We start from the raw sequence: 21,777 nt of genomic DNA on the forward strand, positions 1-21,777 counted from the left end.
GTTTGGATTATGGTATGAACAGTGCTGTATCAATTAGGTGCATTGGGGTCAGTGCCTGATACATCTACATAGATAACGTCACCCACACGAATTTTATTTCCTTGTGCTGTTGGCCTTTGACTGACAATAGTACCCTCTGCCGACCCTTCTACTGCTCCCACATAATTGACCGTCAATACAAGATTCTGTCCTGAAACTAATATTTCAGCTTCATCTGCGGCCATTCCCACCAGATTCGGTACTTCAATCATCTGGTCGCTCAAGCCGGTACCTGCCACAAAGGTTATCCTTGAACCTTTCGGAACCATCGAGCCGGGACTTATTTCCCTGCCATCAACTTTTATTTTCAGTACCGAATTTTCTTCAATTGCCGGAATATATTCAATCTCTCCGGCTACTAAACCATTGCTCAGCAACTGATTTTTAGCACTTGATACCGAGCGGCCTATAATATCTGGCACTTTCACCATTGGTGCGGTTTCAGACACTATGGTCAGATAGACTTTACGACCTTCTTTTACGCTTGAACCTGCTTTCGGGAACTGTGTCAGGATAGTCAATGGTCTGGCACCTGCCACAAATGTGCAATCGCTCACTTCATAGTCAAGGTCACGGTCGTCCAGGGCTTTTTCCATTTCTTCGAGGCTCATCCCTTTCAGTTCAGGAACGGTGATAGATTGCCCGTGATTGGTACTCCAGGGGAGATACAAAAAAAAGAAACTAAAGAAAAGTATCAAAAAGATGGCTATAATGATGCCAATATGCGTAAAAATATCTGCCCGTGAGCTTGTACTGAATTTTGCCATTTGAATAGGTTTGCATTCCGGATTCTTTTCCTTAGACAATGATGAATTGTCATATAGAATCAATGCAAAAAAAAGAGATTTATTGGAAATTACAAAGACTTTTTATTTTATGCCGCCTGTCCAGTTTTTCAATGGCTTTTGAAGCACCAGAATAATACCACCCACAATGAGGCAGAACCATACTATACTCATGAACATATCCGGCATTTCCTGTACTCGTTCTTCGTTAAAGCCTCCGGCAAATAAGCCGGCTACCAGATTACCCAGCGCAGTTGCCACAAACCAGATACCCATCAACTGGCTCAAAAACTGTTTGGGGGCTAATTTGGTGTAGGCACTTAATCCGACAGGACTCAGGCACAATTCGCCCAATGTATGGAAAATATAGGTAAAGGTAAGTACGAAAGCCGATGCTTTTAAACCCTGAACGGCTACTTTAGCCCCCATTACCATAATATAATAGCCTAAAGCCACTAAAAATAATCCGATGGCAAATTTTACCAGCAATGGCGGATTCATTTTACGTCTTTCAAGAAATACCCAGATGCCGCCTACCATTGGCGCAAAAAGCAGGATAAAGAAGGCGTTGAAATTCTGAAACCAGCTTGAAGGCATATTAAAAGGTAGTTCAGAATGGCGGTCGGCAAAAATTTGCAGAGAAGAACCTTGTTGCTCAAAGCCTGCCCAGAATAATACCGCTCCCCAGAAAAGGATGAAAAGAATAACTACCCGTTTCATTTCTATTTTAGTTAAGCCCGAGGCAAACAACAAATTGGCAAAGTAAGTTAATACTACGGCCACACAGATAATACCCATTGAGGTAGCTACGCCTTGTTTGCTACCCCACGTAAAAGAACCGTTGAATTGCATAACCAATATAAATATCACCAAAGCGGCTAATAATATCCAGCTAAGAGGTTGTACTTTAGCAGGCGTATCGGTCTTTTCTGTTTGTTTAGCTTTCGGGTATAATCCCTTTTCTTGCAGATAAGGAGCGGCAAAAAAGCGATAATTGAGCAAGCCTAAAAACATGGCTACCGCTGCTGCTCCGAAACCATAATGCCACCCTACTACTTGCCCGAGATACCCAACAATGGTAATACCTAAAAAAGAACCCAGGTTGATACCCATATAAAAAATAGAAAAGGCGGCATCACGCACGGCACCACCTTCAGGATATAATTCACTGACAATCGAGCTGATATTGGGCTTTAATAAGCCTGTACCTATCGCCACCAGTGCCAAACCTAAAAAGAATAAAGCTTGAGAAGATGGGAAAGCCAATACTATATGTCCAATCATGATGGTTATACCGCCATACCATATCGCTTTCCGTTGGCCTAAAACATTATCTGCCAGCCACCCCCCGGGTAATGATAATAGATACACCGAAAACGTGTATAAACCATAAGTAGCACCGCCCTCTCCCTCGTCCAGACCTAAGCCACCTTTGGTTTTGTCTAATAAAAATAGTAGCAAAATGGCACGCATTCCATAATAGGAAAAACGCTCCCACATTTCGGTAAAAGATAATACAAACAGCCCTCTTGGGTGGCCAAACAATGTTTTTTCGCTCATTAGGTTTAGAGTTAAAGATGAATCGTAATAAGGGAATTTTGATTGATAGAAAATGTTTGAATTAATCTTATTATATTCAAAATGTTTATTTTTCGCAAATACTACGTTGCTAAAATCCTCATTTAGCTCTGCTAAACTCCGGTTTTATCACCTTGTCTTTGCAAAAAATAATTCATTTTGAATTATAAAATTTAATTCAAACCTTTTCTTAATAATCAGAAATTACCGTAAATAACGCATATTTTAGAAAAACTTATCTAATCAGGAGCAAAAAACTTCAATTGTGCCGATAGTCTGCGTCAGAAAAGCGAAAAAATACATCAGGTAAGTATCACAATTTTAGCATTTAATTCACTGATAAAAGAGAGATAAAAAAATAATAAATTGATAGCGAAATTTCGCTGAAAATATTTGTTTCGCATTTCTATTCTCACTATCTTTGTCTCACTTCATCAGAACCCCTAATCACATGAGCTTTTATCGGACAAGAGATTAACAGAGACTGCGGCGGTTGTGTAGGTACACATGGTTCTATGTTGTAATGATAGTATGTTTTAAGGTTTAATTTTGCTTAGAATAAAAATAGAAAGGCCCCGCTTTTGGCGGGGCTTGTTTTTGAAGAGTTATATTTTCTCAAAGGCTTTTTGCAAAGCTATTTTTTTACAAAAAAACAGATTACACTAATCGATTTTACAAGTTAGGCAAAGATTTTTAAGTTTTTGCGATCCGCTCCAATGCTTTCACCAATAAGATTTCTGATATCTACTACAGCTCCATATTCTATAAATACGTCATAAAATTTTTCATAATAGCTACCCCAATAAATCATTGAACATGCCATAGGTGCCCCTTTACCTTTGTCAATACCATTTTCAAGAAATTTAAGCCTAGTATCATATAAAAAGCAAATTGATGTTGCTTTTGTAAATACAAACCTCTTCCAATGCGCAGTATTAGCTGCTATTGGTACAAGAGCTAAAACCTCTGCATCAAATTTTTCATGAGCATAAGCGCATTTTGATAGCCAATTTTTAATTGTTGTATTTCTTTCTTTATCTATTCCATAAGGAGGATTAACAAATATGGTTTTAAAATTCCATGATTCTTCTAATCCGTTATGATAAGGCAACATATATTCAACTTCTGCATTAACAACAGAATATTCATTTGAACATGGGTCCAAATCAATTTTTCCTCCAAATACTTCTTTTACTGCCTTAACATATTTATGAGGTGTTCCCCAACTTTGACTTAGTGTATTAATACTTCTTCCTGCGCTCATTCGTATATATCAATCCAGTTTTTATTTTTTAATTGCTCTAATTCTCTCTGTAAATTAGTTAAAGTTTTTGTTGAAGGTGAAATAACGTTAAACCAGCCCTCTATCATTTGAAGATTGTCCCTAAAATATTTCAAAAGTAACCCATCCGCTTGAATATTCATCTGAACTTTAGTGAATTCATTTTTCTTTTTTCCTTCTGCGTAACTTGATAAAAAAGTTTCCCTTAAGATTTTATGTTCTTCGGTTGGTTTAAATAATAATTCATCAATGAATTGTGATAAACCTTGATCTGTTAAGAATAATAACCAATCATATGAATTCGCTAACACCATAAGTTCCTTTTGGAAGAGTTCTTCACTAAAACTTAAATCACCATCCGCATCTCTTTTTATCCAGTTTCCATGATTGCTAACTACTCCAACTGTTAAAATAAATTGACGCAATAGATCACCATCATCGGAATTGATTATTTCCTCCATCAATTCTACAAACGGCTTTAATATAAATTCACCATCACTCTTATAAATAATTCCTTGCATATCCCCGGCGCCATTCCTTATCTTTTGCAAAGACGAGGCTACTCGAGCTACATATGCTCCCTGTTTTGCTTTTTCAATAGTTTGAGGACCTTTTGACATACCTTCTTCAACTCCAACACGCTTACATTCAAGCATTGCGTAAGGTTTTTTGTACTGTTCATATATATGAAGGCGCAAAAACTCCTCTGTCTCAGATTCAATACTACATAACAAATTTGTGTCTTCACTCTTAGCAATTATACAGGCATTCCTGAGTATATTATTGCTTAATAAACTAAGGTTTGTTTTCTTCATTCCAGTTAAATCAAAACTTTCACCTGTAAGTGTTTTTAAAATCATATTTGCAGTTATATTCTTTTCCGTTTTAGGAAAATTAAGAACATAGCTTCTAATAATTGGATGAAGTGAATATTCTACATTATGAGAGATGAGGGTGTTCCCATATTCTTCTAATCGTTGCTCTATTGATATTTGATTATTTAAACCCCAAGTTTTTAAAAGATAATAAGTAATAACCTCAACTAAAGTACCTAAAGCTCGACCTGCCGCCTTTTTAGGGTCTTTTGTATGCTTAAAAACCTCATCTGCAAGAAGTCTTTGTAATTTATCAACGGATTGATAAGATATTGTTGGTTGGGCTGGTTGAACAATTTCTTCAAGAGGTTTTGGGTCTTTTTCGTCCATTATAATTGAATTTGTTGAAATATCGAACGCAAATTATAAAAAATACGAGTAATATTACATTTACATAGATAAAAGTATTTTAGGCTTCTGTAAGTCAGTGCTGTAAAGCAAAGAGATTATTAAATGGATATTATTTAAGATTCAAGAATTCAAGGTAATCCACTTTAGCAGAATGTAAAAACATTTGTAAATTTAGTACATATTAATCTTAACCATATCTAAGCAAATGATTAAATCAATGATTACCCTACAGGTATTATTTTTAAGTATCTGGGCATTTTTTTCGGTAACCAAAACTAACGAAGCTGTTCCTGCTTCTCAAATTACTGTTTGTCATACGCCTCTCGAATCTTTACCTGAAAAAGATGGCATGAAACAATTTGCACTCGATCCTGCTTTTCAGGCTTTGCACCTCGCTCCACTGCCATTAAGCTACGATGCTACAGGAAAAGACATTACATTTAAAACCCCTGATGGCATGGACGCTAAAGGCTATTTTATTAAAGCTAAAGGCAACAGCAACAAATGGTTATTTGTGTATCAGGAGTGGTGGGGATTGAACGACTATATCAAACGTCAGTCGGATACCTATTATAAAGACCTGGGCGAAGATGTAAACGTATTGGCTTTGGATATGTACGATGGCAAAGTAACAAGTAATCCGCAGGAAGCAGGTAAACTGGTGTCAGGCGTGAATGAAACCCGATTGGAAAACATTGTGAAAGGAGGGATAGCCTATGCAGGTAAAAATGCTAAAATTGCCAATGTAGGCTGGTGTTTTGGTGGAGGCTGGTCGCTTCGTTCAGGCTTATTGGGTGGCTCTCAGACTGTTGGAACGGTTATGTATTATGGTATGCCTGTACGAGATGTAGAACAACTGAAAAAACTGAATGGCGATGTATTGGGTTTGTTTGCTACTGAAACCCGTATTTCAAAAGAAGTAATTGAGGAATTTGATGCCAATATGAAAGCGGCCGGAAAAAAACTGACGTATAAGATTTTTGATGGAGTACATGGTTTTGCCAATCCGAGCAATCCGAAATATGATGAAGCGCTTGCCAAAGAGGCTTATGCCATGTCTTTAGCCTATCTGAAAAAGAAATTTTAATTGAAATGACGGATAAGTGTCAGATTTTTAATTAATTTGACACTTTGAACCTGTTTAAACTTATTTCTTTCGACTACGAATGGCTATTTTTCAATCATATTTCGCTTATTTATTTCGTCCGTAGCGCTGCTACGCACTCAACAAATAATCTCATCTGATTAAAAAATATTACATTCTCGTCCGCACGGCGGCCGCATTAAATAAAAAGTTTAAACAGGTTCATTCTTAAACTATGACTCTAAATATAAGACGCATCTATGAAATTACTGATTCCTGTTCTGTTTATTATTATCGGCATTTCTTCGTTTGTTTCAATCGGTAGCACCTCAAAAAAAGACTATGCCGCCATTACCTGGAAAGACACCCTGATGGCTGACCGAGAGAAGTACATTAATATGTATAAAGATTCTATCAGAGGTAAAGAAAATAGGGCAGCCGATTCGGTATTTAAGAATATTAAAGTACTGAAAGGGAAATCGGCAGAACAGGTATTGAGTATCATGAATAGCTGGGGGCATGCCTTGGGCGTAACCTGTAAGTTTTGCCATGATATGAACGATTTTGCTTCTGAAAAACCTCGCCATTACCTGCAAACCCGAGAAATGTTTGATATGACTAACCAGTTGAACAGAGAGATACTGGCAAATCTGAAAACTTTCCGTCAGCCTGTGGTAATGGGGTGTATCTCGTGCCACAACGAAATGAAAGAGCCACCGCATGATGGTCCGAAAACACAGGGAAATGGCGCAAGACCTCGTCCGAGAAATTAAATGAACAGAATAATAAATGTGGTATGGTTAAAAACTATACCACATTTTTTTTGCCCAACCAAAAAAAACTACACAAATAGTTTTGAAACTAAAAATTTAGTTATACATTTGTTTCATACTTAGGCCTTTTTATACATTCATTTAATTGAAAAAACAATGGAACTCAGAGAATTGACCCGTGCGGAAGAGGAAGTAATGCAGATATTATGGACTCGTGAACCCGCTTTTGTAAAAGATATCCTTGAAGAGTTTCCTGAGCCACGCCCTGCTTATAATACGGTGTCAACTATTGTGCGTATTCTGGAGCAGAAGGGTTTTATCGGGCATAAAGCCTACGGAAAAACTCATGAATACTTTTCGCTGGTAAGTAAAGAAGAATACAAGTCTTTTGCTACAGGAAAATTGATGGAAGGGTATTTTGAAAATTCGGTTGAAGAAATGTTCTCATTTTTTGTCAGAGAAAAGAAAATAGATGTTCAGGAAGCCGATGAGATACTGAAGCTCATCGAAAAAATGAAAAAGCAATAATTTTTGGCTGTTGTATAGTCAGAAATTACATATTACAGGTAAGGTTTATGAAATATTGTTCTCGAAAAAATTAAACGACTGTGATAATATGAGTGTACTGATTTACCTTCTGAAAGTGAATCTGATATTGATTGCTTTCTATGCTTTTTACTGGGTGTTTTTACGCAAAAACACTTTCTTTCAAACCAACCGTTTGTATTTGTTGCTGTCTGTAGGAGTATCGTTTCTGATGCCTTTTATTAAAATCAGGCATAATTATACGTTCTCGCAGCCGCTTCCTGTAACGCTTAATGAGGTACCTGCCGAAACAATCAAAGCGGCCGTTTACCAGCCTGTTTTAGTAGAGAACTACAATTTTGTATTCAACTGGATGGACATACTGACGGCTATCTATCTGGCAGGGGTAGCAGTATTCAGTTTACGGTTTATCATTGCACTGGTAAAAATTTACTTATTATTACGTGATAGTGAGCCAATCAATATGTCGGAAACACGGAGTGGTCGTGAATACTGGTTACTACGTACCAATAAGGCATTTTCATCTTATTCGTTTTTTAATTTTCTGATTCTGAATAAGGACGATATATTTTATAACCGCAATATCATTACTGACCACGAAGAGGTACATATCAGCCAAGGGCATAGCTGGGATATATTTTTTATTGAACTCGTACATATTTTTTGCTGGTTTAATCCGCTGCTATTATCCTACAAAACCGCATTGACCCGATTGCATGAATTTATTGCCGACAGCATTGTAGAAGGAGAAGAAAAAGTGCCTTATGCCGAGTTTCTGTTTGCCTATAATTTCAGAATGAATGCCAGTACCTTAGGGAATGATTTTTTCAAGGACTCACTGCTGAAAGAACGGATTCAGATGATGATGAAAAACCGCACACCGCTCTGGATGATTAGCAAATATATATTTGTGCTGCCACTCATGGTTTGTTTAAGCTATTTTGTAGTGGCGCAGGATGTCAGAAGAGTAAAGCCTGTCGATTTACTTCCGGCTGAGTTTAAGGGGGGGATCAGAGCTTTTGAGACTTACTTTGCCAAAAACTTCAAGTACCCCGAAGGAAAAAGAGTTGAGGGCGATATCTATGCTTCGTTTGTAGTCAACAAAGACGGGGAACTATCAGAATTATCGATTGACAAGGGATTAAGACCTGACTATAACGGTAGAGTAGCCAATGTTCTGGCAAGCATGCCTTACTGGACACCTGCCGAAAGAAGGAAGAAACCTGTTGAATCAAGGGTTTTTCTTCGGCTGACTATCGGGAAATCGTATGGCATTGTGGCTAATCAGAGTAATATCGACCCGGCATTCAGAGGGGTAATTGTAGTTGATAATCAGATAATAAGCCGTGCGAAAAAACTTTACTGGGAAGAGTACACCAGTATTCTGAAAAACAACAAAAACCTGGATGAAAAGGAAAGTACTTATCTGAAGTTAATCGGAGAAAATCAGACTTTAATTGATTTGTTTGGTCAACAGGCTGAGTTTGGGGTAGATTTCTGGATGAGTAAGAAGCAAATCCTGATTATGCACAACGGCGAAGAATTGAATTATATCAAAGGCAGTGTGTATTCTATCCGTGTTGAAGACTCAAAAGTAGAGGTACTTTCACCAGAAGAAGCATTCAAAAAATATGGCGAAAATGCCAGAGACGGCGCCATTATTATTACTGATAAATACTGATTACGTTTCACCGAATGAGACGACCTCTGTATGAACAATTTTAGTAGTAGAGACGTATTGCAATACGTCTCCAAAGGCCTATCCAACCCAATAAATATTATTTTAGAGTTAGATAGTTCTTGAGACGTATTGCAATACGTCTCTACAAAAAAACAATTTTGTTCTCTTAGGCGACGAATTCATTCGCTGTCATTCCAATAGATTTTTTAACAAATTCAACTTAAATATATCAACTTAAAATTTTAAAATTTATGAAAAAGCTACTTTATATTCTGACAATGACTATGTTTTCTGTGACTATTACTTTTGCTCAAAAAACAGATAAAAGTAAACCGGTATTGGAACAGGTTGACCAAACGCCCGAATATCAGGGAGGGATGTCTGCCATGTTTGATTTTATCGGTAAAAACCTTAAATACCCTAAAGAAGCCGTAAAAAAGAAAATTCAGGGTAAGGTAATGATTAAATTAATAATTGAGGAAGACGGAAGTATCAGCGAAACTGCCATTATCCAAAGTTTAGGCTATGGATGCGACGAAGAGGTAACCCGGGTTGTGAAAGCCATGCCTAAATGGGTGCCTGGCAAGAAAGACAACGAACTGGTGCGTACGTCGCTCGTATTGCCCATTATGTTCGCATTAGAAGGAAAATCATCAAAATAATGAACTTTTTATTTTATCTCGTTCAGGTAAATCTGTACTTATTACTCTTTTACGCTTTTTATCGGCTCGTACTTTTCGGTGAAACGTTTCATCACCTGAATCGGGTCTATCTGATTGCCTCAGCTTTGTTATCGTTCGGTATTCCGCTCTGGTATTCTGAGTATGTGCAATCGTGGTTGATTACCAAAGAAATCAATGAGGTGTTTTATACCATCTACGACCCCTCAATGATTCTTATCCAACCAACTAAAGGAGTCAGTTTTACCTGGGGAGATATTTTAGAGGGCTTATACATGGCAGGTATGGGTATTTTTACTATTCGCCTGCTCATTACTTTACTGCAACTGATACTCGTACTGAAAAACAAGGATTTTGAGAAGTTTACCGCCTTTTCTTTTTTCGGATACAGTTTTGTTGATGAAACCCTGAAGAAAAGAGACACCATTCTGGCGCATGAACACGTTCATATACAGCAATTACATTCGGCTGATGTGATGATTTTTGAAGTAATTGCCCTATTGAACTGGTTTAATCCGGTGGTGTATCAATACAAAAAAGACATCAAGCATATCCATGAGTTTATTGCCGATGACATTGCGGCACAAAACGAAAACTCAAAGGCCGACTACGCCATGTTGCTTTTTACACAAGAATTTGGCTTACAACCCGACCAGTTAACCAATCGGTTTTTTACACATTCAACGCTTAAACGCCGTATTCAGATGCTAAGTAAACCCCGTTCACGCAATATTATGCTATTAAAATATGGCCTGGCTGTACCCTTATTTGTGCTGATGCTGGTGCTTTCATCAGCTACCGTTGTTACCAATCAGGTGCTTGATTTGGTAGAAGTTAAACTTACAGGGTTGAATGAAAGTAGGGTAGGGTTTGAAACTCCGGTACATACCATCCCTGAAAAAGGCGTGCAATTAGCTGATGCAGACGATAAAGTGATTAGTGGCAAGGTGGTTTCTGCCGATGATGGCAAGCCTTTATCCGGTGTTATTATTGAAGTAGTGGGCAAAGAAAGAGGTACTACCACCGATGCCAAAGGTGATTTTAAAATCAATGTTTCGGCCGACGATAAACTGCGTTTTAGTTTTAAAGGCTATGAAACCACAGCTATACCGGTAGGTGATAAAACGGCCATAACCGTATCGCTGAAATTAAAACAACCGGAGCGTATAGGATTAGAAGAAGTGAAAGTAACACCTGATAAAAGTAGTATATGGGGGCGTGATGATGTAATTTTTGAGTCAGTAGATGAAAACCCTGAATATCCGGGCGGGAATACAGAACTGTTTGCTTTTATTGGCAATAACCTGAAATACCCTTTAGAGGCAGAAAAAAATAATATATTCGGAAAAGTCTTTGCCAGATTTATCATCAGAAAAGACGGTTCTATCAGCGATATAAAAATTCTGAAAGGTATAGGCTATGGTTGTGATGAAGAAACGGTAAGGGTGCTTTCGCAAATGCCTCGCTGGAAACCCGGCAGGCAAAACGGTGAGCTTGTGAATGTGATGTTTACAATACCTGTCAATTTTATAATGGAAGAGAATAAAATAGCCAACATAACAAACGTTCCTACAAGTTATGATAGAACCAGAAGCGTTGCCAGAGTCAGGCTGAGAGGGATTAATGGAAGCGAGAATCTGTTTATTCTTGATGGCAAAGAAATAAAAAGGGAAGATATGGACCAATTGAACCCTGATGAGATTGATTCAATACACGTACTGAAAGATGAATCAGCCGTTAAAATTTATGGCGAAAAAGGCAGAAATGGCGTGATAATCATCAACAGAAAGATTACAGCAAAGGAAACAAAGAAATAGCCTAAACTTTTTCTTCTTTAGGCTGTAAATGTTCCTGATGCTTCCATAATTCCTGAAATACGGCACTGTTTTCTTTCAGGTGCTTGAAAGTACCTTCGTCTATAATACGGCCATTCTGCAAAATATATACATAATCAAATTTGGTCAGTAAGTGCAAGCGGTGCAGGGAAGAGAGTACCGCCTTATCTTTAAATTCCTTGAATAGTTTGTTATAAATCTGCACTTCTGTTTTGGGGTCAACACTGCTGGTAGGCTCATCGAGCAAGACAATTTCGCTCAGACGAGCTGCCAGAACACCCCTTGCCAATGCCAGACGTTGTTTTTGTCCGCCTGATAGATTTACCCCTTTCTCCTGAATATTCGATTCCAGCCCTTTAGGTAAATGCTGTATTACTTCTTTAAAATGAGCCGTTTCGCTCACTTTCAGAATATCGTCCTCTTCAAAAGGCAACCCTAAGGTAATATTATAAGCAATCGTATTCTCAAATATTTCTGGCTCTTGCGGGAAAAGCGTAATGGTTTCAGAAATAATAGCTAATGAATCATATTGTTCCCCATCAACCGTTACCTTTACATGCGGTTCAGCCTCATATAAGCCTCTCAAAAGCGCCAGTACTGTACTTTTTCCGCTGCCGCTTTCACCGATAAAAGCAATCTTTTTCCCTTTTTCAATCAGAATACTCAGGTTGTGCAGGCTATGGGCTGCTTTGCCTTCTTCGTAGGTAGCATTATGCGAAAAATTAAGCCCAGATATAGAAATTTTCTTCCAGTCTTCGGGCAATTCCTGAACAGCATCAGGTCTGTGATGTACCTGAAACGATTGGCCGATGCTCCGGGCAGTTTGCACATCGGTATTGTATTGCACAATATTGGTATATTGCCACGCCACATCATGAAACACACTGGTAAACTGAATTACATAGCCTAACAGCGTAACCAGTCCGCCAATATAAAAAGGCTTGCCCGGCTCCCAATGCTGATAGACATAGCCAATGGCAATTACACAGTAAATGAGGGTAACCAGCGTATCGGCTACAAACCATTTCCACTCGTTGAGACGCACATTCCGGCGGAATGGAGGTAATACCTCTTTTACCTTTTGCATCAGGCTCGATTCCATGCGTTTCTCTAACCGCAAGGTAATTACCGTAATGATATTAGAAAGACTATCGAACAGGGTAGATGAAACTACGTGTTCTTTTTCATTGGTTTCGTCTAAGGCTTTGATAAAAGGCTTGTCGAATTTGAAAATCACCCAGATAGTAAGCAGACCCATCAGGATACCGATGCCTCCGAACATTGGCGAAAAATAGAGCATGGCTCCAAACGAAAACACAAATTTGAATATAGCGTGCAAGAACATGAATCCATCTTGGAAGAAGTGTTTCAGGGCTTCATAAGCCTTACGGATGCGGTTGATAGTTGACCCACTGTGATTATCCTGGTGCCAACGAATTGGTAAATGGAGCGTCTGATGATACAACTCATCTAAAAAGTTCCGGCTAAGGTTAAAAGCTAAGTCCCGTTCCATGATGCGGGCAGGACCGTGGAAAGCCCATTCCAATAATTTCAGTAATAAAAATAGACCCCCATAAAGTAAAGTACTATCCCATATTTTGGCACTATCACGCTGGATACTATCTACAAACCAGCCGTAGAGAAGCGGATTAAGCGCAGCTACTACATTGGCCATCACAAAAAGCCCATAGATAAAAACATACTTGTTTTTTTCTTGTCGGGCGTATTTCCAGGCTGTGCGGAGGAGAGAAACGTAGGGGTTATTCATAGGTTAGACAGAAACTGTTACAAAGGACGGGATTTTTTGACAAATTTTACTTAAAATACTGTTATAATTGCGTAAAATACATTCCGTACAATTTAATTAAGAAACCTGCTCAAAACCATGTATAAAGTCGTTGATATAGACGCTTATATTCCGCTTGATTTTACAGCTAATAACCCTGAATTAGCAACGGTAGATTTAGTAGATACAGCTAAATTCTCCAGCTATGTATTTAATAAAATTCATTCAGCAGGGGCGAAGATGGGTATAGGAGGATACATGGAAAACCGGGTGATTTACAGAAGAAGTGAGCATTTCTTAAATGCCGGAGAAGTACAGAGAAATATTCATTTAGGCATTGATTTATGGGCTGAAGCCGGAACGCCTGTTTATGCACCATTAGAGGGTGAGATACATAGTTTTAAAAACAACGCCAATTTTGGTGATTATGGCCCAACCATTATATTGGCGCATACCTACGAAGGTAAACCACTTTATACACTTTACGGGCATTTATCTTTAGCATCGTTAGAGGGGCTTTATGAAGGGAAACCCATTAAAGCAGGTGAGAAAATTGCTGAAATAGGGGATTATCCGATTAACGGCGACTGGCCGCCACATTTGCATTTTCAGGTAATGACTGATTTGTTGGGTATGCACGGCGATTTTCCGGGCGTGTGTACAGCAGAAGATAAAGCTAAATTTGAGAAAATATGCCTGAATCCTGATTTTTTGTTGGGGTTGTCCTCACCCCGCGCGGAGGGAGACTTTTTTAGCCCCTCTCCAAATGGAGAGGGGTTGGGGTGAGGTGCTTTTACCCCTTATAAAAAATCCATTTACCAATTTCTTTGAAGGTTGGTTTTTTACCGAACATCAGGATACCTACCCGGTAAATACGGGCTGCTAACCACGTTGTACCGATAAAACCTCCGGTAAGAATGACCATCGAAAGAATAATTTGCCACGCCGGCACACCAAACGGAATACGAACCATCATGATGATAGGGGACGTAAACGGAATCATTGATGTCCAGAACGCCAGATTACCATCAGGTTCACGAATCACAAACTGAGCAATGGCAATAGCAAAAATAATGGGGAGTGTAATGGGCAACATAAATTGCTGCACATCGGTTTCGCTATCTACAGCCGAACCAACGGCTCCGAATAAGGCACTGTATAACAGATAGCCACCTAAGAAATAGAAGATAAAGCAAACCAGAATGGTAACCCAGGGTAAAGTCTGCACGGCTTTCATGGCTCTGCCATATAATCCTACTCCCTTAGATGATTCTTTTTTTACTTGTTTTTCTATTTCCTGTGCCTGAGGCATATTTTTTACTTGCTCCATACGTTGTTGCGGAGAGCCTGCAAACTTCTCGCCGAACATAGCGGTTGCCGCAGTTGTTACGGCAAAAGACAAAATAATCCAGAGTGTAAACTGGGTTAATCCTACCAAGGCTACCCCAATGATTTTACCCATCATCAGTTCAAAAGGCTTGATAGAAGAGATAATTACCTCTACAATACGACTGGTTTTTTCCTCCATCACGCTTCTCATTACCTGCACACCGAAAATAAATACAGTAATATAAATCAGGAATGCGCAGATATAACCAATGATAGTGGCTGCCACAGCACTATTGCTTTTTTCACCTTCTGCACTCAGACTAATGGTTTCGGTGCTTACATTCATTTTGGCATCTTCTAATACTTTCTGTGTAATGCCTGCTTCAGTCAATTTAATATTTTCTATCTCATTTTCAATGGTTTTTTCAATTCCATTCTGTAATTCAATTGAAAGGCTTTTTTCAGAAAAAATCTTTACACCTTTGGGGTTTTCCATAATATCTTTTGGAATATACACCAGGGCATCCTGCTTGCTTTTTGAAAAGTATTTTTTGGCAGCATCTAAAGATTGTGACGAATAGGTATAAGACAGTTCTTCGGTGTTTTTAAACTTGCCTTTGAACAAATTGCTTTCATCGATTACTTCTACTTTTTTCAGGCTGATAGACGACATGGCCGTCCAGCCGATGAAACCGTAAAAGGCACCAATCAGGAGCGGGCCGAGAATAGTCATTACAATAAATGACTTTTTGCGCACTCTGGTGAGGTATTCTCTTTTTAAAACGAGGAATATGTTTTTCATGATAATTTTAGGCTTGTTTTGAAGAATAGAAACTTATTGAGGTATTTCATTAACTGCCGCAATGAAAATATCATTCATACTCGGAATATTCTCTCCGAAAGTACGAATCTCAACTTTGTCAATCAGTTGTCTGACCAGGCCGTTTACAGGTACTTCAGGTTTAAGTTTAATGGTAGATTTCTTGTAGTTATCTTCTACGGTTTCGGTCTTGATTATATCAAAATCGGCATATTCATCACTTAAATCGCCTAAGTACTCTACGCTATAGGTATGTGTTTTAAACTGTTCTTTGATTTGTTTCTTAGGTCCGTCTAATACCTTGTGCGATTTGTTGATAAGCGCTACGTGGTCGCATAATTCTTCGACAGATTCCATGCGGTGGGTTGAGAAAATAATGGTTGTTCCTTTTTTCTTCAGTTCCAGAATCTCATCTTTTATCAGATTGGCGTTGATAGGGTCAAAGCCGGAGAAAGGCTCATCTAAAATAATCAGTTGTGGCTCGTGAAGAACAGTAGCTACAAACTGAATTTTCTGCTGCATACCTTTCGATAGGTCTTCCACGTTTTTGGTCCACCAGGTTTTAATATCAAACTTGATAAACCACTCTTTCAGCTTTTCCATCGCCTGCTTTTCCGACAATCCTTTTAATTGTGCCAGATACAGTAATTGCTCACCGACTTTCATTTTTTTATAAAGTCCGCGCTCTTCCGGCAAATAACCAATTTCTTTGATGTGTTCAGGTTGCAGTTTTTGCCCGTTGAATAAGATATGGCCTTCGTCGGGGCCGGTAATCTGGTTAATGATACGGATAAGGGAGGTTTTTCCTGCGCCATTCGGACCCAATAGCCCGAAAATCAGGCCTTTCGGAACATTGATACTTACATTGTTGAGAGCCGTATGCTGCGCATAGCGTTTCACAACATTGTGTACTTCGAGTATGTTATTCACAGTAGTTTTTATTTGGTTTAGTGGCTCAAATTTAAAGGTCTTCTCAAAAGTAATAAAGAAATATATATAAAAGGATTTATTCTTTCATGAAAGGCTTAAAAAATCAAAAATCCATCATAAGATAGGCAGAAGATGATTTTTAAATGGAGAGATTGCCATATTTTCAGGAGATTTTAAAAAGAAAGAGACGGCCAGCGACCGTCTCTCTTAGCTTACTTATGAAACAAAACGTACGTTATTAGTATTGACTTAGTATTTCAGCTTAAATCAATAGCCGGGATTTTGTTTTAAACCTTGTTTACCATCAGAAGTCTTACTTTGATTAATAGCAAACTCAGGGATGGGCAGGTATTCGTCTTTCCCTTTTTTGAATACCACCCCTGCAATACTGGTTCTTGCCACAGATTCTCTTTTGATAAACTCATTGATAACCACATCGGCAACACCCCATCTTACGAGGTCATAGAAACGATGACCTTCCATCGCTAACTCAAGGAAACGCTCAAATCTTACGGCATCTCTGGCAACAGTCTTGTCTGTCCACGGAGCAGTATAGGTAGCTACCTGATAGTCGGCGGCAGGCTGGTTACCATCCATTACTTTGGTCGATTTCACGGCACGGTCACGAACCATGTTTACATATTCCTGTGCTTTGGTCAGGCTTCCTACTTCTACCTCACATTCAGCAGCCATTAGCAATAAATCGGCGTACCGAAGTAGTAAAAGGGTTTTGCCTAATTGTGACTGACCCCATGAACCTGGTATCTGATATTTGCCTACTTCATCTTTCCATTGAATATGTTTATTAGGCAACCACGGGCCACCATTGGCCAACTGGCGAATCCAGGTGGCTTTGGCAGGACCAAAATCTTTGTAAGGAATGCCAATACGACCAACCGTGTAATCAAGACGTGTATCTAACTGGCCTCTGTCAGGGTAGTCGTTCGGATTTGACTCCTGACTTTTTACATTTACGGCATTAGAAGTATATAATAAAGGCAAACCTGCTTGTGTCCGGAAACCGTTTACCAATGTTTGTGATGGCTGATGGAAACCACAGCAGCCGCCGGGGCCGTCGTTATGCGGATTAGTCAATTCACCTTCTTTGTTGCTGTTAGCACCACCTGTGCCATCACCAACGGTATATTGAATACCAAACATTACTTCTTTTCCATTTTCAAAATCACCTCTGAATACATCTTTGAAATCGCCTTGCAGCCCATATTTCTCACCTTTAGAAGTTACACCATTGGCAATAATGGCGTCAAACACTGCTTTGGCTTCTGCGTATTTATTCTGATAAAGCAATGCTTTGGCATAATAAGCTCCGGCAGCCCATTTATTTACACGACCAATCTGCGCCTGGGTAGGAGGAAGGTTATCATAAGCAAATTTTAAATCAGCTTCAATCTGAGGCCAGATACTTGCCTCATTTGTCAAGGCTTTGTACTGGTCGGTAGAAGTAACTTTTTCATCTACATAAGGTACATTATTAAAATTTCTTTTCGCTTCAAAATGGTTGAATCCACGTAGAAAGCGAGCTTCGGCAATAATGTTTTTCTTGTTGGTTTCGGTAAGGCCGGGTACTTTTTCAACAATCCGCAATACAATATTTGCCATGCCGATAGCATCATAGACGGCTTTCCATTTGTTAGTTACAGAAGGGTTACTTGGCAATACTTCGAAACGCTCGGTAGGATTGATTTCTGTAGCCTGGTCAAGAGATTCAGAACCTTTATAGGCATCGTCAGAACGGATACTTCCCCATAACCAGTTGCTGGCACTTGTGTACCATGCCGCAATCTGATTGCCTGTTAAGGCGCGGTAGGCCACAATCAGGGCACCGTTTACACCATTTTCGTTGGTAATCGCTTCTTCAGAGATAGCTCCAAGCGGTGGGCGGTCAAGAAACTCGTCTTTACACGAGACCACCACCATCAGCGAGAGTATAATTGAGGTTGAGAAAATTAAAATATATTTTTTCATCTTTTTAAAGAGTTTTAATGAATGTCAAGAATTATAGTCCGATGTTCACACCCAAAAGCACAGTTCTTGGTGCAGGAGTTCTGAACTGGTCAACTCCCATTTGTAATTCGCTATTACCCAAGATTCCGATATCAGGATCTGAACCAGAGTATTTGGTAATGGTGAATAAATTCTGAACCTGTACATATATTCTTGCTCTGCCTATACCCGCTTTGCCAATCCATTTGCTTGGCAGCGTATAGCCTAATTGTGCCTGACGGGCACGTAAGAATGAACCGCTTTCTACATAATAAGAGGTCGAGATTGACCCTGAATAAGTATCGTTGGCATTCAATATTGGTAGGCGGCCACTTGTATTCTGTGGTGTCCATGAGTCAGTCAGTACTTCTGTATTATAACCACCCACAAAGCCTCTCAGGTGAGTAGCCCATTTGGTATAATTATAAATATCATTGCCGTAGTTCCAGAAAAGGAATGTCTGGAAATCGAAGCCTTTATAAGTAAGCGAGATGTCGGTACCAATCTGGAATTTAGGAATCGGATTGCCTATATAGGTCTGGTCGTTACCATCAATTACTTTGTCGCCGTTAATATCTTTGATTTTCCAAGAGCCTACTCTTTTATAAGGCATAGCTGCGTGTGCATCAACCTCTGCCTGATTCTGGAAGTTACCTTCTACTACCCAACCCCAGAACGAAGCTAACGGACGGCCTCCTTCTACACGTTGGATATTGCCTAAACGACCTGCGCCAAATAAAAGAGCTGAACTACCCTCGGCATCAATTTTCACTGCTTCGTTTTTGTAGTGTGTAAAGGTAGCACCAATGCTATAACCTAAATCAGTAGTGATTTTACCTTTCGTACCAAGCGCAATATCTATCCCTTTATTCACCATCGTTCCTACGTTGATTCTGGGCTGTCCAACAGTCGGTTCCAGGCCGTTAGGTTGTCTGTCAACCAATAGGTCTTTGGTAGTATTGTTGAAATACTCAATACTGAAATCTAATTTGCCATTCCAGAGTGTACCGTCTAAACCAATGTTAGTCATTTCGGCTGCTTCCCATTTGGTAGCAGGGTTACCTACTACGCTCGGGCGATAACCGATAACCGGTAAGCCATTACCTCCGGTAATATCATAAGCGGTATTTGCCAGGCCTGCCGAGTAGAACGAGTAGGCATTGGCCGAACCTACGTTACGTTGGCTACCCATTTGTCCCCAACCGGCTCTTAGTTTCAAGTCTGTAACAAACGGAATAGATTTCATGAATGCTTCTTCTGAAAGTCTCCAACCAACACCAAAGGCAGGGAAAACACCCACACGGCTTTCAGGGCCGAATACTGAAGCCGCATCACGACGAACAGTGGCACTGAATAAATATCTGTCCATTAACTGATATTCAGCTTTCCCCATCAATGAATAAAGGGTACGAGGTGTTCCGGGTGAGCCGCCGTTTTGTGGCAGGTTTTTACCTGTATTCAACGACCAGAAATTAGGGTCATTGAAGTCGTAATCAGTTCTGCTACCAGATATGCCTCTACCCTGGCTGAAGATAGACTCGGTAGCGGCAAATAGTTTCAACGAATGGTCTTTGTTGAAGTCCTTTTTATATTGGATACTATTGGTCCATGTCCATGAGAACCCTCTGCCAAAATACTCATTGAAAGCATTGTTACGGGTTGGCTCTGCTTTTTCAGGCGTAATGAACACAAAGTTGTAACCATTAGTCATATTCTGGTCGATACCGAACGAAGTGGAAAGAACAATATCTTTGTACACTTCAATCTGGGCATAGAGGTTTCCGAATAAATTGAAGCCGGTAAACTTGTTGTCTTTGTTGCGGAATAATGAAACAGTAGGTACCCCTGTACTACCTGCTTCACCTAAGGATGTACCGGCAAAATTACCTTTTACGTCATAAACCGGTAAGAAAGGGACTGTACGTAATCCGGCATACCACGGGCTGGCCTCATTATTAAAGTCAAGACCATCGCCCGAGTTGAATGGGTTTCCACTGGCACCACTCTGATTAGTAAAAGCCACCTGCATATTTTCGCCGATTGTCAACCATTTGGTTGGTTTAAAACGGGTATTGGCACGAACAGTTACCCGATTCAGGGAGGTATGTTTAAAGATTCCATCTGTACCAAAATAGTTTACCCCTAATGAGTAAGCACCTTTATCAGTACCTCCGGTAGCTGTAATCTGATGGCTTTGTACAGGGGCGCTTTGTGTAGCTTCTCTCAGCCAGTCAGTACCCATACTGGTTTCGGCAATCTGATAGGTGCGGTCATAGCTATAGGGGTCATAGTTATATCTGCTCATATCTGGATTAGTCGCATCACCCGGGTTTGCCACTACGTTTGTGTTTGTAACCAGATATTTTGGAATACCATTCTGGAATACGTTGCTTTTGAACGGAATACCCGCTCCGGCTGCGGCAGCCTGCAAATACTCATAATATTGCTGGGTATTCATCATACTTGGGAAAACTCTGTCTGGCAATGATTGAACACCATAGTAGCCATCGTACGATATAGTAGTTTTGCCCGATGTACCTTGTTTGGTTGTAACTACTATTACCCCATTAGCCGCACGAGAACCATAGATAGAAGCAGAAACAGGGTCTTTTAGTACCTGCACCGACTCAATATCCTGCGGATTAAGGGCGTTGGCGTTGTCGGTTGGTACACCATCAATAATGTAGAGAGGGTCGTTATTACCAAACGAAGTAAAACCCCTGATACGTACTTTGGCAGGAGCACCCGGTGCACCTGTACCACTTACGGTTACACCGGGGGCTCTGCCTTGTAGCATATTACCCAGGTTTGATGAAGGCTGTTGTAAGGTAGATTTGGTATTTACCACAGCTACCGAACCGATAATGTCTTTCTTTCTTTCAGAGGTATAGCCCGTTACAACGATTTCGTCAAGCGAGTTTACATCTTCTTCAAGGGTTACGTCAATGACTGTTTTAGACCCGATTTCTACGGTTTTCAGGGTGTAACCAATAGAAGAGAAGGTCAGGCTTTTAGCACCTGCTTTGGCAGCAATCTGGTAACTGCCATTGGCATCTGTAACAGCACCGGTGGTAGTTCCCTGCACAACAACGCTCACACCCGGAATACCCGCACCGTCTTTATCAGTTACTTTTCCGCTGATGTTGGTTTGTGCATAGGTAAGGATTGTGGAACAACAGAGCAACAGGCAGAGTTTGATACCCCGCATGTAAGTAGAATAAAAGTGTTTCATTAAGTTAAATGATTGTTTTGTTTTTTAGTTATCACCTTTCATCAGAAAGTGTTATAGCACTATTCCAATAAAAAATGTTACTTACAAAAGTAGGAGGTATGCTATTACATTTTATTAGGGAAAACCCTATATTTATAGCGTAAAAGAAGATTTTAATGAGATAGTAT

At 39.6% G+C, this 21,777-nt stretch carries 16 protein-coding genes; 7 read left to right on the forward strand and 9 right to left on the reverse strand.

From position 1 onward, the window contains the following. Positions 1-29 precede the first annotated feature (29 nt). The 4 genes from EWM59_RS11950 to EWM59_RS11965 form a co-directional block, all read right to left on the reverse strand. The gene (locus tag EWM59_RS11950) at positions 30-806 is read right to left on the reverse strand and encodes a PASTA domain-containing protein (RefSeq protein ID WP_130021211.1); all 777 of its coding nucleotides are present in this window, start codon (positions 804-806) and stop codon (positions 30-32) included. 102 nt (positions 807-908) lie between these two features. Beyond that, entirely contained in the window at positions 909-2,384 is a 1,476-nt protein-coding gene (locus EWM59_RS11955) for a peptide MFS transporter (RefSeq protein ID WP_130021212.1), read from the reverse strand. A gap of 697 nt (positions 2,385-3,081) precedes the next feature. Next, positions 3,082-3,666 (reverse strand): DNA N-6-adenine-methyltransferase, encoded by a 585-nt coding sequence (locus tag EWM59_RS11960; RefSeq protein WP_130021213.1) that lies wholly within the window; start codon positions 3,664-3,666, stop codon positions 3,082-3,084. Further along, the gene (locus tag EWM59_RS11965) at positions 3,663-4,889 is read right to left on the reverse strand and encodes a hypothetical protein (protein ID WP_130021214.1); all 1,227 of its coding nucleotides are present in this window, start codon (positions 4,887-4,889) and stop codon (positions 3,663-3,665) included. Before EWM59_RS11965 ends, EWM59_RS11960 begins: the two co-directional genes overlap by 4 nt. Positions 4,890-5,115: 226 nt before the next feature. On the opposite strand from EWM59_RS11965, the gene EWM59_RS11970 reads away from it, so the two are divergent. The 6 genes from EWM59_RS11970 (at position 5,116) to EWM59_RS11995 (ending at position 11,491) form a co-directional block, all read left to right on the forward strand. After that, the gene (locus EWM59_RS11970; RefSeq protein ID WP_130021215.1) at positions 5,116-5,997 is read left to right on the forward strand and encodes a dienelactone hydrolase family protein; all 882 of its coding nucleotides are present in this window, start codon (positions 5,116-5,118) and stop codon (positions 5,995-5,997) included. Positions 5,998-6,254: 257 nt separating this feature from the next. Beyond that, the gene (locus tag EWM59_RS11975; protein WP_130021216.1) at positions 6,255-6,767 is read left to right on the forward strand and encodes a photosynthetic reaction center cytochrome c subunit family protein; all 513 of its coding nucleotides are present in this window, start codon (positions 6,255-6,257) and stop codon (positions 6,765-6,767) included. 156 nt (positions 6,768-6,923) lie between these two features. Further along, on the forward strand, positions 6,924-7,295 hold the full coding sequence (locus tag EWM59_RS11980) for a BlaI/MecI/CopY family transcriptional regulator (protein ID WP_116981083.1): 372 nt from the start codon (positions 6,924-6,926) through the stop codon (positions 7,293-7,295). A gap of 88 nt (positions 7,296-7,383) precedes the next feature. Further along, complete coding sequence (locus tag EWM59_RS11985; protein WP_130021217.1) at positions 7,384-8,994, forward strand: M56 family metallopeptidase; 1,611 nt, start codon at positions 7,384-7,386, stop codon at positions 8,992-8,994. Positions 8,995-9,245: 251 nt separating this feature from the next. Then, positions 9,246-9,656, forward strand: a complete 411-nt coding sequence (locus tag EWM59_RS11990) for an energy transducer TonB (protein ID WP_130021218.1) — start codon at positions 9,246-9,248, stop codon at positions 9,654-9,656. Next, the gene (locus EWM59_RS11995; RefSeq protein WP_165372161.1) at positions 9,656-11,491 is read left to right on the forward strand and encodes a TonB family protein; all 1,836 of its coding nucleotides are present in this window, start codon (positions 9,656-9,658) and stop codon (positions 11,489-11,491) included. Before EWM59_RS11990 ends, EWM59_RS11995 begins: the two co-directional genes overlap by 1 nt. A gap of 1 nt (position 11,492) precedes the next feature. Here EWM59_RS11995 and EWM59_RS12000 read toward each other — a convergent pair whose 3' ends face one another. After that, entirely contained in the window at positions 11,493-13,277 is a 1,785-nt protein-coding gene (locus EWM59_RS12000; protein WP_130021220.1) for an ABC transporter ATP-binding protein, read from the reverse strand. Positions 13,278-13,394: 117 nt separating this feature from the next. Here EWM59_RS12000 and EWM59_RS12005 point away from each other — a divergent pair, with 117 nt between their 5' ends. Beyond that, positions 13,395-14,081 carry a peptidoglycan DD-metalloendopeptidase family protein gene (locus EWM59_RS12005; RefSeq protein ID WP_130021221.1) on the forward strand — a complete coding sequence of 229 codons (687 nt, stop codon included), beginning with the start codon at positions 13,395-13,397 and terminating at the stop codon, positions 14,079-14,081. A gap of 7 nt (positions 14,082-14,088) precedes the next feature. On the opposite strand, the gene EWM59_RS12010 is transcribed toward EWM59_RS12005, so the two are convergent. From EWM59_RS12010 to EWM59_RS12025, 4 genes are all read right to left on the reverse strand, one after another. Continuing rightward, positions 14,089-15,426, reverse strand: coding sequence for an ABC transporter permease (locus EWM59_RS12010; protein ID WP_130021222.1), 1,338 nt, complete (start codon positions 15,424-15,426; stop codon positions 14,089-14,091). Between the two features lie 33 nt (positions 15,427-15,459). Continuing rightward, complete coding sequence (locus tag EWM59_RS12015) at positions 15,460-16,374, reverse strand: ABC transporter ATP-binding protein (protein WP_130021223.1); 915 nt, start codon at positions 16,372-16,374, stop codon at positions 15,460-15,462. 267 nt (positions 16,375-16,641) lie between these two features. Then, positions 16,642-18,360, reverse strand: a complete 1,719-nt coding sequence (locus tag EWM59_RS12020; RefSeq protein ID WP_130021224.1) for a RagB/SusD family nutrient uptake outer membrane protein — start codon at positions 18,358-18,360, stop codon at positions 16,642-16,644. A gap of 31 nt (positions 18,361-18,391) precedes the next feature. Next, a complete protein-coding gene (locus EWM59_RS12025) occupies positions 18,392-21,610 on the reverse strand; it encodes a SusC/RagA family TonB-linked outer membrane protein (protein WP_130021225.1) in 3,219 nt (1,072 codons plus the stop codon). Between the last annotated feature and the right edge of the window lie 167 nt (positions 21,611-21,777).

It is taken from the genome of Emticicia agri (genome assembly GCF_004168285.1).
Taxonomy (GTDB): Bacteria; Bacteroidota; Bacteroidia; order Cytophagales; family Spirosomataceae; genus Emticicia; species Emticicia agri.